The following is a 13,446-nucleotide window of genomic DNA, read 5'->3' on the forward strand; positions in this document are numbered from 1 at the left end:
CATGCGTTGCATTTCGTGCCGCATCCTCCTTGCGGAGTGTTTCCATGAACCCACCGAATGAATACAAACCGGTTTTCACCGTTTCGTTCTATAACCGGACACTGCACCTGACCCGCGAGGGTGGCGGCTTCATTTTCCTTGTGTTCGGGGTGGGGCTGGGCGCCATCAACACCGGCAACAATCTCCTCTATCTGATCCTTGCCATGTGTTGCAGTTTCATCGCCGTTTCGGGTATCCTTTCCGAGCACACGTTGCGGAACATCCGGATCCGGGCCAGCCTGCCCAAAACGATTTATCCTGGCGACGCCTACCCGATTCAAATCCAGGTCCACAACGATAAAAAACGATCGTCGTCGTATTCGTGTTACGTGGAGTTTCCACCGGACTCCCAGGGACGGTACCGGGTAGAGCCTGCCTTGTATTTTTTTCAGATCCCGGCTAGAACCACCGTGGAAAAGACCGCGCTGCTCACCGCAAGGAAGCGCGGCCGTTTGAGAATCCGCTACGCGCAATTGCGAACGCGGTTCCCGTTCGGGTTCTTTATCAAAACGCGGCTGGTGCCGGTCGATGTGGAAACGCTGGTGTTTCCGGTGATCAAGGACGTGGAGTTGCCGGACCCGACGGATATCGCCGAAGAGGGCGAAGGGGTGATCAGCCAGAGAGGGGACGATCTGTTTGCACTGCGGGAGTTCCGCCCCGGCGATACCTTGAGCGCGGTGCACTGGAAGTCCAGCGCCAAAACCGGAAACCTGCGCGTCAAGGAATTCGCGCATGGCGGCTTCCACAGCTTCACTCTATTTCTGAATGTCATCAATCCTGAAACGCAGAGAATGGTGGCGTCCGACATTCTGGAACGACGCATCTCAGAAACCGCTTCCCTCGCCTACCACCTGATGCGGCGGGGGGACGAGGTGCGCCTCAAGACACACGACCACGAATCGCCTTCGGCAAACTCGGAGGCACATCTGGAATCGATCCTCACCTACCTGGCGTTGGTGACTCCCGATTTCCGCACCAAAACGACGGAAAATAATGGCTAAGAAGACAGTTCAAATCGGAATCATCGGCTCTGGCACCAATCAGTACGCCAAGTTGACGTGGCCCATCGGCCGGTGGATTGCCGAGCAGGGATTCAACCTGGTGAATGGCGGAGGCGGCGGGGTGATGGAGTCCATTTCGCAGGCGTTCCACCAAGTGTCGCACCGTAAGGGCAAGGTGATCGGCATCCTCCCCTCCGGCATTGCCTGCGACCGGGCGCCGATGCGCAGCCATTACAAATCGCCGCCCGGTTACCCCAACGATTTCGTCGATATTCCCATCTACACCCACCTGCACCTGTCGGGCATTCAGGGGAAGGGGCTGGCCAGCCGCAACCACATCATCGTGCTCACGTCGGACCTTCTCATCGCGTTCCCTGGCGGACCCGGCACGCGCTCGGAAGTGCAACTGGCTCTTGAGTACAAAAAGCCGCTGGTGCTGTTGAACAAGGACCACATCTGGGATGAATTCTCCCGCAGCGAGGCGCGGGTGGTCAACTCGCCCGATGACGTCATCGCCGCTATTCGCAGTCTGGAACCGGACTGGTTCAATTGAACCTCACCGCTTGAAAAATCCTCAGCGCTTGAGAATCCGTTTGGAAAAATATTTGGGCGGGATGTCCACATCGAACTCGATGTGGTCGAACATGTAAGTGGTTTTGGTGCCATCTTTCAGCATGTCGCGGAACACCATGCGGCGCGGGAACAACCGGTCGCCGATGGGACGGTAGTCCTTGAAGTCGATCATCTTGAGCAACTTGCCGCTTTTGGCGAAGCGCTGTTCGCGCAGAACGATCTTGCGCACCGGATCGGTCCACACCTTGCGTGACTGATAGGTCTTGGCCGGGTCCTTCGCCGTCAAGTCCAGCACCAGCGACGTCACCCCTTCAAACGCCTCCACCTTGTCGATTTCGGGAATGTAGGCCTCGCTCAACTTCTCGTCTTCCAGCATGTCTTCATAAGACAGGTCGCTGCCCATCATCGACTGCCGCAGCAGGTGCCCGGCGATCAGGATGGTGCGGTCGGTTTGCGGCGTGTACAACCACAGCTTGCGTTCGATCTTCAGCATCTTGGTGCCACGCTCACGCGGCGGCGATTTGTAATGGCTGAACGATTTGGTGATTCCTTCCATCCACGTATTCATTTCCAGCGTGCGTTCACGCCGTCCGTTGTCCACGATCAAGCGTCCCTCGACGTACTTGGTGGTGGACCACATGTTATTGTCGATGGCGACCACCAATGCCTGTGGATCGAGGTTTTTAAGGTCGTCATCGGCCCCCGCCGGACCGATGGCAAACGCCAGCATGCCGCACGCCAGCATGAAAATGAAACCCGCTCTATAAATCCATTGTTTGAACAACATCGTCACCCCACTTCCAGTTCGCGGAACAGGTTGGCTTCCGACCGTTGAAAGATAGCGAGGCTGGCGAACAGGCTGCCGGCCACGCTGGCGGTCATGCCCGGCACAATGCCGCGCACGAAGCCCTCGACGGTGAGGCGTCCGCGCGCCACATCGTTGAGCATCAATCCCGACCTGGACAAGGCGTCGCCCATGTCCACGCCCACTTCCTGCAAATAAAACACCACCAGCCCCCCCACCACGCACCCGCCGATGGAACCGATGACGCCGACGGCGAAAGCCTCGAGCGTCAACGACGCCACCAGGTGCCGGTGCGTCTCGCCCATCGCCAGCCGCAGCCCCATCTCGCCGTAACGGTGGATGCCGTTCAACAGGCCCGCGTTCCACAACACCAGCACCATCAGGAACGTGAAAATGAGGACGATGACGCCGCGGATCAATTCGAACTTGCGCGCGATCTCGCCGATGTTGCGCTGATCGAGGATGGTGAGGACGATGGGACGATCGTCCCCGGCCCACTGTGGAGGCGGGTCCTTCAACAAATCCGGCAGATGGCTTTGAATCGCCTGCTTCATGTCTTTATAGCGATCATACGGCGCCGAGGCGGGAACGAAGCCCAGCCAGTCGGTGACCATGTTGTCCATGTAAAACGTGTGCTGCGCGTCGTCCAGATCGATCAACACCATCTTCTTGTCCATGGCCATGACGCCGAACCGGATCAACCCCGACACCGTGTAATTGTCGGTAGCGAGACCGCCGTCAAAAGTCTGGCCGAGCAGGGTGACGGTGTCGCCCCGTTTCAGTTTCAACGATTGCGCCAGCAGGTAACCCATCAACATTTCACCGGGTTTTTCGGGAACGCGGCCGGCAATGACCGAGGCCTCCAGATCCAGCCGCTGCCGTTCCGGCGACGCCGGGTCCAGAAGGCGCACCGCCATGCCGGTAATGGGAGTCTGGCTTTTCGTATTGCCCTGTGCATCGGGCACGTCCATCAGCGCCCCCCAGCGGATGCGCGGCGCCCATTCGATGCGGGGGTCGCTGTGCGCCTCCAGCCACTTGCGGGTTTCAGCCTGCCCCGCCAGCGCCCGGTCGAGGGGAATCAAATGCTCTTCGTCGTAAAACGGTTTGTTGACCACACGCAGGTGGCCGGTGTCCAGCTTGGCCGACATGTCGAGCATGCCCATGAAAATGCCGTCCATGAAACCGAGCAGGCCCACCATCAACGCCACGCCGACGGTGACGATCAGAAACGGAAACAGCGAGCGGCTCTTGTCGCGCACGATGCCTTGCAGAATCCAGCGCATCATGTGATCGCCCTCCCGCGCAAGGCCTCGGTCGCATCCAGCCGCACGATTTTTTTGACCGGTGCCCAGGCCACGGCGATGACGATGCCCACCGTGACCAGGGTTGAAATGACGACCTCCCACGGGCGGATGTCGAGGAAGATTTTCTCGCGCACCGGAAATCCGGTTTCGCTCAGGTGGGACACGTCGAATCCAACGCCCTGAAACCAGATGAAGAAGGGAATGCCCAGCGCTGCCGCCACCCCCACCGCCAGCACCCCCGCGAGGCTGCCTTCCAGTGTGAACAGCCGCACCACCCGGGCGGGCGGCATGCCCAGCGCCATCAGCGTGCCGATCTCTTTTTGCCGTTTGAATACGTTCAGGATCTGCGTGTTGAACACGCTGATGGCAGCCAGCGATATGAGAATGACCCACAGGATGCGCGTGTTGCGGCGGTCGTGTTTGAGCAGCGTCAGCAGGTCTTCCATCAGCATGTCCACCGTCTCGAACTCGAAACCCGGCACCGCGCCCAGTGGTTCCTTCACCGCCACCCAGGTGACTTCATTGGGACGGTCGGTGATCTGCCGGAGATGGTCGAGGCGCATCCACACCACGCCTTCATCGATGCGCGGATTGATCAGCGGCACCACATCGACGACGCGCGCGTCGCGGGCATCCACCGCGCCATGCCGGTCGCGCCATTTCAGCACCACCGTATCGCCCACCGTGAGGTGCGATTTCTCGGCCATTTTGTTTCCGAGAATGACGGGAATCACGTCTTCCACCTTGCTGCTCTCGCGGCGCAGGGGTTCCAGTGGCAATTCCAGCAGGGTCTGGTCCATGTCCATGCCGCGCAACTGCACCGGAAACAAACGGCGGTTGGGGAACAACTGCCCCTGCAGGATGAGCACTTCCGCCTTCTCCGACTCCGGCAGACGCGCCAGCGTGTCCGGCACCGGCAGCGTGTGGTCCTCCCACTCGGTGGGCGTCAGGAGGTCGAAGCCCGGCGCGCGGTAATGGCCACCAGCGACATCGGTGCTGGCCATGTTGCGCAACGCCTGCGCCTGAAATCCGTTGAGCAAGGACAGCGCAAACACCACGGCGATCAGGATCAGCGCCGTCACCAGCACGTTGAGCCACGCCCGCGTGCCCTGCCGGATGAAATTCTTGAACGCCATCTGGAAGATCACGCCGCCTCGCCTCCCACTTTCCGCGTCCGGTCCGCCTTGACGTAGCCGTCTTCCAACTGGATTTCGCGGCGCACGAACTGCGTCACCTTCTCATCGTGGGTGCTGAATACGAAGGCGGCGTTGAAGTCGCGGTTGAGTTTCTGCATCAACTCCAGGATGTGATAGGAGTTCTCCGCGTCGAGGTTGGCCGTCGGTTCGTCCGCCAGCACCACCGCCGGGTTCTTCACCAGGGCGCGCGCAATGGCCACGCGCTGGCACTGGCCGCCGGAGAGCGTCGCCGGTTTCTTGTGGATCTGGTCGGACAGGCCGACCTCGTGGACCAGTTCCCGCACCCGGTCGCGCACATCGGCTTCCCTGCGCCCCATCAGGATCAGCGGGAACAACACGTTTTCATAGACGTCGTACACGGGAAGCAGGTTGTAGGACTGGAAGATGAAGCCGACGTGGTCGCGGCGGAAGGCGGCCAATTCGACACGCGACATGACACTCAGGGATTTTCCCTGAAAACGCACCTCACCTGTGGTGGGCCGGTCGAGTCCGCCCAGAATATTGAGCAACGTGGTCTTGCCGGAACCCGACGGCCCGACGAAGGACAGGAACGAGCCGCTTTCGATTTCGAGAGAAATGGAGTGCAGCGCGGTGAAATCCTGTTCCCCCACCCGGTACACCTTGGTCACGTTCTCCATGCTGAACATGCGGCGTTTCCTTTCTATTCAGTGAAACCAAACCAGCGTCAGCCCCACCCGCGACTCGCTGCCGTTGAGCCTCGGCGTCCGGCGGAACAGGCGGCCGGTGCGGTTGTCGCCTTCGACGCTGCCGCCCAGCCGGGCGGTGAGATAGAGATAAACCTGGTCGAACACGTTGTACTCGATCTGCGGGGCCAGTTGGAAACTGCGGTCGCGCAGATCGTAGAATGCGAAGAAACGCCAGACAGTGGCGATGCCGACCGGTTGGTCGATGAGCATTCCCAACTCATGCAGCGTGCGCTCGCCTTTCACATCCTCGATAGTGAAACCCGGTTCCTGCGTCCGGTAAAAATATTCCAGCAGTACGTGCAGCCCCTGACCGACATTGAAGGTGTAATCCACGCCCACCACGGTGTCGAAGCGGACCGGTTTGCCGGGCTTGTTTTCCTCGATATCGACGCGACCCTCGTTCCAGAAGCCGATCGTCTTGGTACCCTTGAAGTGATACCCGAACTGGAACAACTCCAGATTGAAGCTGGGCAGGTTTTCCAGGTCGGTGACCGGCTTGTACTGGAACAGCAGCCCCGTTTCCAGAATACCAAGCTGGCGCTCGCCGCGCAGTCCCCAAATAACCCGCTCGTTGAGTTGGGCGGGAATGGCCCAGCCCTCGATCTGCGAGGTGGGGCCGGTAAAGTAGGTAGCGCGGAAACCATCGACGCCGTCGGTCTGCGGGATGACGCCGGAAATGTTGCGCGTGTCGAACAGGCCCAGTGGCCGGAACAGTTGACCCGGGCCGAACAGGATGGCCTGGCGACCGGCACGCAGCCGCACGCGGTCCTTCTCGAAACGCAGCCAGCCGCGGAACACGTCGAAATCCCATTCTTCGGTGAAACCCGCCTGTTCACCGGCGCCACTGCGGTACTCGGACTGGAAAATGAACTCGAAATCAAGGAGGGCGGTCTCCGTGCTCCAGAGATCGCCGACCAGGCCGTTGCGCAACTGCACCTGGTGGTCAAAATCATTGGAACCGGGAGGTGGGTCCCAGAGGTACTCCGACCCGGCCAGAAAGCGCCCTTCATAACGCCAATCCAGAGCCCAGGCCGTGGAGATGGCCGCGCTCCACAGGCCGAGACTCAGGATTGTGAGGCGAACAAGAATGACGAGACCGGATCGGCTCAATAATCAACCTATATATAATAGTTTAACTATATATATCTAAAGTAAGTCCTTAATAAATGGGATCAATTGATCCGCACCCACGCCGGGGCTGCGCGCACGGATGACGCCCTTGGAATCGATGATCAATACCGTCGGCATGTCGCGTTGCACGTATTTCTGGTGAACCGTGTGGCCGGGGTCCAGCAGGTAGGGAAAATCGACTTTTTCCGGAAACTGGGAAAGGTAGTCCATGACCTTTTCTTTGGAATCGCCGCTGGTGTTGATGCCGACGATGGCCACTTGGTCCGGCCCCAGTTCCTTCCTCACCTTCTCAAACTCCATCGCCTGGTTCATGCAAGGAACACAGATGTGGAACATGCCCACCAGCACCACCTTGCCCTTGAAGTCGCTCAGCGTGACCTGCTTGCCATCGACCGAAGTCAGGGAGAAAGCGGGGGCTTCGTCTCCGGCTTTGGGGACCGCCGCCCAGGCGGGTTGGAATGCCAACGTAAAAAGTAGGATGAAAATGGCAGTCTTTTTCATGATGTCCTCATTCTTTTAAGTAAAGGCCTAATTTTGCGTTCATTATGGGGCCACTCTGAGTTCATTCTAAAATACGGGGAAAACGAATTAAAGCCAAATCCGGTTCGGGCGACATTAAGAAATTTTCATGCCCGATTCAGGTATTTTTAATGGAAAGCCACTAAAATGAAGGTGACTTGAAAGGTCCCGCCGACCTTCCGTGACAACCGGGAAATCAGGGTCTGCGGTATCCCAAGTCGCTCTTGCACTTGCTTTGGGATTGAGATATGATTCGATGGATCAACCTAAACGGGGCTTAAGTTAATATGTTTAAAGGTCTTTTTCTGACATTCAGTCTGTTTGCGATGGTGGGTACCAGCTATGCGGGCAGCCTGCACGGGACGGTCACATTCAGTGGCACGCCGCCGCCGCCCACCATCCACAAAACGGGTAAATATCGCAAAGCCTGCGGACCCGAGTTTTCCAGTCAGGCCCTGTTGCTGCATGGCCAGAAGGTCCAGAACGGAGTGGTCTGGTTGACCGAAAAGAAGGGCAAGGCGCTGACTCAGGCCCCTATCACCGGCGATTTCAAACTCGACCAGAAAAACTGCCGTTACAGTCCTCATATCGTGGCGATGCCGCGCGGGGCTGAGTTGCAGATTCTTTCGAGCGACCCGATCAACCACAATATCCATACCTATTCCTTCGACAACGATCCCATCAACCTGATGTTTCTCCCAGGTCAGGAATACGTTCAGGAATTCGAAGAGGCGGAGATCGTCAAAATCGAATGCGATCTCCATTCATGGATGCAGGCATGGATTGTAGTCACCCCCAACCCCTATTATGCAGTCACCCCGGAGTCCGGTTCTTTTGTGATCGAGGACATTCCCTCCGGAAGTTACACGTTGAATGTCTGGCACGAGGTGCTGGGCACTCAAAGCCGGAAAGTAGAGATTGACGCCGAGGATCATGAAATCAATTTTGATTTCAGCGAATTGGCCGAACAAGTCTCTCAGAATCAATAACCCTAGCTTTTTCTGAGTTGTCATCATGTTTGAACACTGGACGAAACGCTTTTCGAGACAAACCCATTCTCTTTTGATTGCGCTGCTGGTTCTCCTGCTGGGTTCCCATTCTGCGTGGGCTTACCAGGAAATTGAGGTTAAAAACGGTGGCTCGATTTCGGGCAGGACCATCCTGGACGGGCCCAAGCCCCCACCTCGGGTCTATCACCTCGTGCTGTTTCCCAATCTCGACATCTGTGCCGAGGTGGAAACCGATGACGAGATGAACCGTGTTATGTATGATTTCATCGCGAACAAGGAACGGGGCATGAAGGATGTCGTCGTCACTCTCGAACACGTCGAAGCCGGCAAATCCTTTCCGTCCAAGCCCATCAACATCCTGTCTGAAAACTGCAAGTTTTATCCGGATGTCAACGTGATCCGCCAGGGAGAGACTTTCTTCGTGGACAATCAGGATGCGGTGATGCACAACAGCCAAGTGTACCAGAAGGAACGCGGAAAAATCATTTTGAACATTCCCATCCCGGCGGAGGAAATTTCCGAAGGGAAGGTTCAATTCCAGAAAAATTACAAAATTTTTCAGATGATCTGCGGCATGCACGAGTTCATGCAGACCTGGGGATACCGGGTGCAGAACCCGTATCATTACAAAACGGGCCCGGATGGCACGTTCAAGATCGACAACATTCCTCCGGGGGAATACACCGTCAATGCCTGGCACTACCTGATGAAGGTGCGAAGCAAAAAAATCAAGATCGAACCGAATCAGGAAGTGAAGATCGATTTCCATTTCGATGGAAACGAAATCGAGCGGCCGTATTACGAGACCATCAAATCCGGACGCATTAAAAAGGATGCCCGGGTGCCCGGCACCATCCATTAAAGAGATAGATACAAACCAACTTTTGTTCCGGCTGGATAACCGTTGTCATCACGCGTTGTCAAAACCATCAAACGGACGAGTGTATCCGGGCTGATCGGATGGGCCTTTGCATTGTGGCTGCCCATCAGTCCGGTTTTTGCGTTCACCAGTCCGGAGAGCACAGACCTCCCCGATACCATCACCGTCGGCGCCACCACCTATTCGCTGCCGAACCTCGACAATCCCCTTCGTAAAGATAAAAGCAGACTCGAACAGCATTTCGATGAAGGCGGCAAGCTGTATTTCACACATTGCTACCTGTGCCACGGCGACCTGAAGGACGGCAACGGTATTTTTGGTGATCGGTTTTCCCCCGCCCCTGCCAACCTGCGCAAGCTGGTCTTTGACGCCGGCAAGGGCGAGCGTTTCGCCTTCTGGCGCATCGCCAAGGGCGGTGTCGGTCTGCCGGAACGATTTCAACCGTGGAACTCGGCCATGCCCGCCTGGGAAGGCACGTTGACGCCGGAGGAAATGTGGAAGGTCATTCTCTATGTGTACGATTCGGTAAAGCACCCCTTCCTGCCGAATCCCCCCGCCACGCCCACCGCCGAACGCGGCGCCAAAGTTTATAAAAGGCACTGCGTCTATTGCCATGGGATCAAAGGCGACGGCAAAGGTATCGCGGCTCCATTTTCCAGTCCCCGTCCCCGCAACTTCACCAAGGGCCACTCCAAATTCCGCTCTACGGCATTTGGCAAAATACCAACCGACAACGATCTGCATAAAATGCTGGTGCGGGGCATGCCGGGCACGACCATGCCTTCGTGGAAGCATCTTCCTGAAAATGACCGCAAGAGCCTGGTGCTGTATCTGAAAACGCTGGGGCGCAAATTTGAAAAATTCAAAAAACGTGGCAAGACGCATAAGGTGATCGATGTGCCGGAACCGCCTGCCTTCACACTGGAAAGCAAAGAACGCGGCCGTCAGCTATTCATCAAAACCTGCTCCGGGTGCCACGGCGTGGAAGGACGCAGCGACGGGGAGTCCACACACAAGATCGTCAACATCGGCAAAGACCAGTTGCGTCCACGCAACCTGACCCAGTCGTGGCTGTTCCGCCGTAGCGCCAACCGCAAGGAGTTGTTTCAAACGTTGCGCACCGGCTTGTCGCTGACGGCCATGCCACGCCTGTCTCCCCGCGTGTATTCCGATGAGACGGTATGGGATCTCGTGAACTATACGTACACCCTGTCGCCTGCGGTGCGGCCAGACGTCCTCCCTGAAATGCGCGCCACACGTATTGAGGGGGCCTTGCCGAAGAGTCCGGAAGACCCTGCCTGGAATAAAATAACCGCATATTTTTATCCCGTGGGAGGGCAATTGCAGGAAGAGCCGAAGTCCTATTTCACCACGACGAGCAGCTTGTGGGTGCAGGCGGTGCACAACGGACAGGACATCGCATTCCGCGTGCGCTGGGACGATCCGACGGTTGATCCCATATTAAAAGAAACCGCGACGGTGGTGGAGTCGCCGCCACCGCCCCTGCCCGCGCATTTGCGGGCAGATCCCTCCACTCTGCCGCCCCCGCCGAAACCGCAACCGCAGAAGATACCCGATGCGTTCGCTCTCCAGTTCCCGGCTTCGCTCGATGCCGCCACACTGCCGTTTTTCCTCAATGGCGACCGGGAACATCCCGTCACCTTATGGAAGTGGTCCTCGTACCCCAACCAGGTCACGGAGTGGGCCGGCCAAGGACTGCAACACCTTTCGCGCAAGGGATTCAGCCAGGAAGTGACCGGACAGGTGGCCTTCCGCTATGGCCAATACCTGCTCATGCTGAAACGCAAACTCAAGACACACGATGCACGGCAGGACATTCAGTTTCGCACCGGGCAGCAGGTGCCGATCGCATTCAATATCTGGGACGGCAATGAGGGCGAGACGGGGTCGAAGAAAGCGGTGTCCAGCTGGTACCGACTGATTCTGAAATGATCAGCGCTTGATCGCGGAAAACTCGCTGGCAACGGGTGGGAGGCTCGTCAGGTAGGTGAGGATATCCCGGATCTCCTGAACGGAAAGAATATCTCCAAAATTGCCCGGCATGATGGAAATTTCCTGGGTCTTGAATTTCTTGATATCGTCTTTCTCGACGTGGATATTTTCCCCGTCCTTGTTGATGATATCGATCGACTTGTCATCCTCATTCACTTTCACTCCAGTCAAAAATCGTCCGGCCTGGGTGAGGATGAGCACCGATGAATACCCGACAGTAATGACCTCTTTAGGAGCAAGGATGGACTCCAGTATGAATGGCCGTGTGCGGCTGACGCCAACATAACTCAAGTCCGGCCCCACCTGCCCGCCTTTTCCCTGAATCGAGTGGCATTTCGAACAGTACGCATTTCCCTTGGCGTCAAAAAACAATTTCTTGCCGTTGTCGGCGTCCCCTCCGGCTTTTAAATAAGGCTCCCAGTCGGCAGGCCGTTTCACTTCCCCCAGGTTGGACAGATAGGCCGTGATCAGGCGGCTTTCCGTATCATCCAAACCGATGGTCGGCATTTTGGTTTGCGGCTTGACCCGCTGTGGACTTCGAATCCAGGAATAAATCCATCCTGGAGTGAACATGAACCCGGCACGGGAAAGATCGGGTCCCACCTCCCCGCCTTCGCCATTCACTGTGTGACAGGCAAAACAACTTTTCTTCTCACGGAACAGCCAACGTCCATCACCCAAAACCTTGGGATCGTCCCCTTTTTCGTGGTGCCACTTCCGGAACGCCTCCATCACCCCGGGTTCCAGGGTTGGGGTATGGGGACGCCCCCGCTTCACGTCTTCAGGCAGGAAGACGGGTTGATCGTGGTCCCGCCCCAGAAACCGAATGTACGCCACCAGGCTCCAGGTTTCGGCCTCCGACAGGGTGCGTCCAAAAGCCGGCATCAGGTGTGATTTGCGTACTCCCGCGCCTCCCAGCTTGATGGCCCGGAAGATCTGTTCGTTGGATTTCTTTTTAGTGAATTCGGGATTGGAAAGTTCTGCGGGAGACTTGTCGAGGTGATCGGCATTGTAGCCGTCCCCGTTTCCCGTAAGCCCATGGCAGTGCGCGCAGTAATGAAGATAGAGCGCTCGGCCTTTCTGGATCAGAGCCTTGAATTGATCCTCGAGACGGCCGACTTCATTGGGCCACCCGGTGGCGGGGAGTCCCCACATCAGGACGGCAGCGAACAGGATTTTCAGTTTTTGGGACATTAAAAACTTTTTATAAGAGAAAATTTTTTAAATTCCCGGCCCGTAAGAACCGTCCTGAACCTTCGCCAAACCCCACGGACAAGCATTCAATACAGGCTTTTGCCAGTCAGAGAATATCCTATTCAGGCGGCTTTGTTAATCAAAAAAGGACAGGAAGCAAAACGAACGTCCGCTGTCGCCTCTCAAACAAAAAAAACAGCACCGGAACGGATGTTCCGATGCTGTTTGATTTAAAGCGAAAAAAACTGCTTACTTAACGGCGAGCTCGAAATCCTGCTTCGCATCTGCACCACCGCTGACCGTTACTTCCTTCGTCACCGTACCAACGTAAGGATGCCAAGCGGTCACTTTGTATTTGCCGGCCGGAATCTGATCGATCTTGAAGGATCCATCGTCCGAGCTTACGGTGAAGTACGGGTTCCAAACAACACGAGCATCCGCTTCCATGAAATTGTGCTGATCGCACTGCAGGAAGAAATGCTGGTCTCTACCCGGACGCATCCGCATCAGGTTCTTGGTGACGTCCGCAACATCGCCTTTGCTGGGCAGAGGCTTGTTGAACAGGGTTTTGCGGCGCGCGCCCATGACGGAATAGCCATGCGGGTTGTGCAGGATATCCGGGTCCTGATTGGTGATGGAGACCAAACCTTCACGAACACCCCGCGGCGGGCGGCGGACAACGGCCACTTTCGGCTCGATATCACAGTTCTTGAAGTCGAAGTTGATCGGCCCCGGCCAGGCTTTACCCTTGGAGATGTCTTCGATAAAAACCACGGTGTTTTTCAGCTTGCCACCATTGGCAACCACTTTATGCCGCGGGCGGACGTTGCCTTCCTGAGTATCAGGATGTGTGGCACAAAACTCCACGTTCTTACCTTTGTTCAGGTCTTCCATAATGGGTTCCGGTGCATCGCCCTTCAGGGTCACCACACCACTGATGGAACCTCCGTTGCTAACACTGCCTTCCTCATATGCACCCTTTTTTGCCAAAGACAGGGAGGCTGAGAAAACCAGGACAACCAGTACTACCAGTACATTGACCAAGCTTTTTTTAATCATTCCTTCTCTCTCCTT

Annotated in this window: 13 protein-coding genes; 5 read left to right on the top strand and 8 right to left on the bottom strand. The window is 56.8% G+C overall.

Annotation, left to right across the window (positions count from 1 at the left end):
* Positions 1 to 44: 44 nt before the first annotated feature.
* Together QML71_RS08085 and QML71_RS08090 are read left to right on the top strand one after the other, a co-directional pair.
* A complete protein-coding gene (locus QML71_RS08085; RefSeq protein WP_282011417.1) occupies positions 45 to 1,040 on the top strand; it encodes a DUF58 domain-containing protein in 996 nt (331 codons plus the stop codon).
* Positions 1,033 to 1,593 carry an SLOG cluster 4 domain-containing protein gene (locus tag QML71_RS08090; RefSeq protein ID WP_282011418.1) on the top strand — a complete coding sequence of 187 codons (561 nt, stop codon included), beginning with the start codon at positions 1,033 to 1,035 and terminating at the stop codon, positions 1,591 to 1,593. The genes QML71_RS08085 and QML71_RS08090 overlap by 8 nt, the downstream gene beginning before the upstream one ends.
* A gap of 21 nt (positions 1,594 to 1,614) precedes the next feature.
* Here QML71_RS08090 and QML71_RS08095 read toward each other — a convergent pair whose 3' ends face one another.
* Genes QML71_RS08095 through QML71_RS08120 form a run of 6 tightly spaced genes read right to left on the bottom strand, consistent with a single transcriptional unit; the run spans position 1,615 to position 7,257 of the window.
* Complete coding sequence (locus QML71_RS08095) at positions 1,615 to 2,400, bottom strand: outer membrane lipoprotein-sorting protein (protein ID WP_282011419.1); 786 nt, start codon at positions 2,398 to 2,400, stop codon at positions 1,615 to 1,617.
* 2 nt (positions 2,401 to 2,402) lie between these two features.
* Positions 2,403 to 3,704 carry an ABC transporter permease gene (locus tag QML71_RS08100; protein ID WP_282011420.1) on the bottom strand — a complete coding sequence of 434 codons (1,302 nt, stop codon included), beginning with the start codon at positions 3,702 to 3,704 and terminating at the stop codon, positions 2,403 to 2,405.
* Entirely contained in the window at positions 3,701 to 4,870 is a 1,170-nt protein-coding gene (locus tag QML71_RS08105; protein ID WP_282011421.1) for an ABC transporter permease, read from the bottom strand. Before QML71_RS08105 ends, QML71_RS08100 begins: the two co-directional genes overlap by 4 nt.
* A complete protein-coding gene (locus QML71_RS08110) occupies positions 4,867 to 5,565 on the bottom strand; it encodes an ABC transporter ATP-binding protein (protein ID WP_282011422.1) in 699 nt (232 codons plus the stop codon). Before QML71_RS08110 ends, QML71_RS08105 begins: the two co-directional genes overlap by 4 nt.
* A gap of 18 nt (positions 5,566 to 5,583) precedes the next feature.
* A complete protein-coding gene (locus tag QML71_RS08115; RefSeq protein WP_282011423.1) occupies positions 5,584 to 6,735 on the bottom strand; it encodes a hypothetical protein in 1,152 nt (383 codons plus the stop codon).
* Positions 6,736 to 6,771: 36 nt separating this feature from the next.
* The gene (locus tag QML71_RS08120; RefSeq protein WP_282011424.1) at positions 6,772 to 7,257 is read right to left on the bottom strand and encodes a peroxiredoxin family protein; all 486 of its coding nucleotides are present in this window, start codon (positions 7,255 to 7,257) and stop codon (positions 6,772 to 6,774) included.
* 305 nt (positions 7,258 to 7,562) lie between these two features.
* Between QML71_RS08120 and QML71_RS08125 the strand changes: the two genes are divergently transcribed.
* The 3 genes from QML71_RS08125 to QML71_RS08135 are packed head-to-tail and all read left to right on the top strand — an operon-like array spanning position 7,563 to position 11,118.
* Positions 7,563 to 8,264, top strand: a complete 702-nt coding sequence (locus QML71_RS08125; protein WP_282011425.1) for a hypothetical protein — start codon at positions 7,563 to 7,565, stop codon at positions 8,262 to 8,264.
* Positions 8,265 to 8,289: 25 nt separating this feature from the next.
* Positions 8,290 to 9,147, top strand: coding sequence for a peptidase associated/transthyretin-like domain-containing protein (locus tag QML71_RS08130; RefSeq protein ID WP_282011426.1), 858 nt, complete (start codon positions 8,290 to 8,292; stop codon positions 9,145 to 9,147).
* Between the two features lie 42 nt (positions 9,148 to 9,189).
* Positions 9,190 to 11,118 carry a c-type cytochrome gene (locus QML71_RS08135; RefSeq protein ID WP_282011427.1) on the top strand — a complete coding sequence of 643 codons (1,929 nt, stop codon included), beginning with the start codon at positions 9,190 to 9,192 and terminating at the stop codon, positions 11,116 to 11,118.
* Here QML71_RS08135 and QML71_RS08140 read toward each other — a convergent pair whose 3' ends face one another.
* Together QML71_RS08140 and QML71_RS08145 are read right to left on the bottom strand one after the other, a co-directional pair.
* A complete protein-coding gene (locus QML71_RS08140) occupies positions 11,119 to 12,372 on the bottom strand; it encodes a c-type cytochrome (RefSeq protein WP_282011428.1) in 1,254 nt (417 codons plus the stop codon).
* A 249-nt stretch (positions 12,373 to 12,621) separates the two neighbouring features.
* Positions 12,622 to 13,431 carry a carboxypeptidase-like regulatory domain-containing protein gene (locus QML71_RS08145; RefSeq protein ID WP_282011429.1) on the bottom strand — a complete coding sequence of 270 codons (810 nt, stop codon included), beginning with the start codon at positions 13,429 to 13,431 and terminating at the stop codon, positions 12,622 to 12,624.
* Positions 13,432 to 13,446: the final 15 nt, after the last annotated feature.

It is taken from the genome of Nitrospina watsonii (assembly GCF_946900835.1).
In the GTDB taxonomy this organism is placed as follows: Bacteria; Nitrospinota; Nitrospinia; order Nitrospinales; family Nitrospinaceae; genus Nitrospina; species Nitrospina watsonii.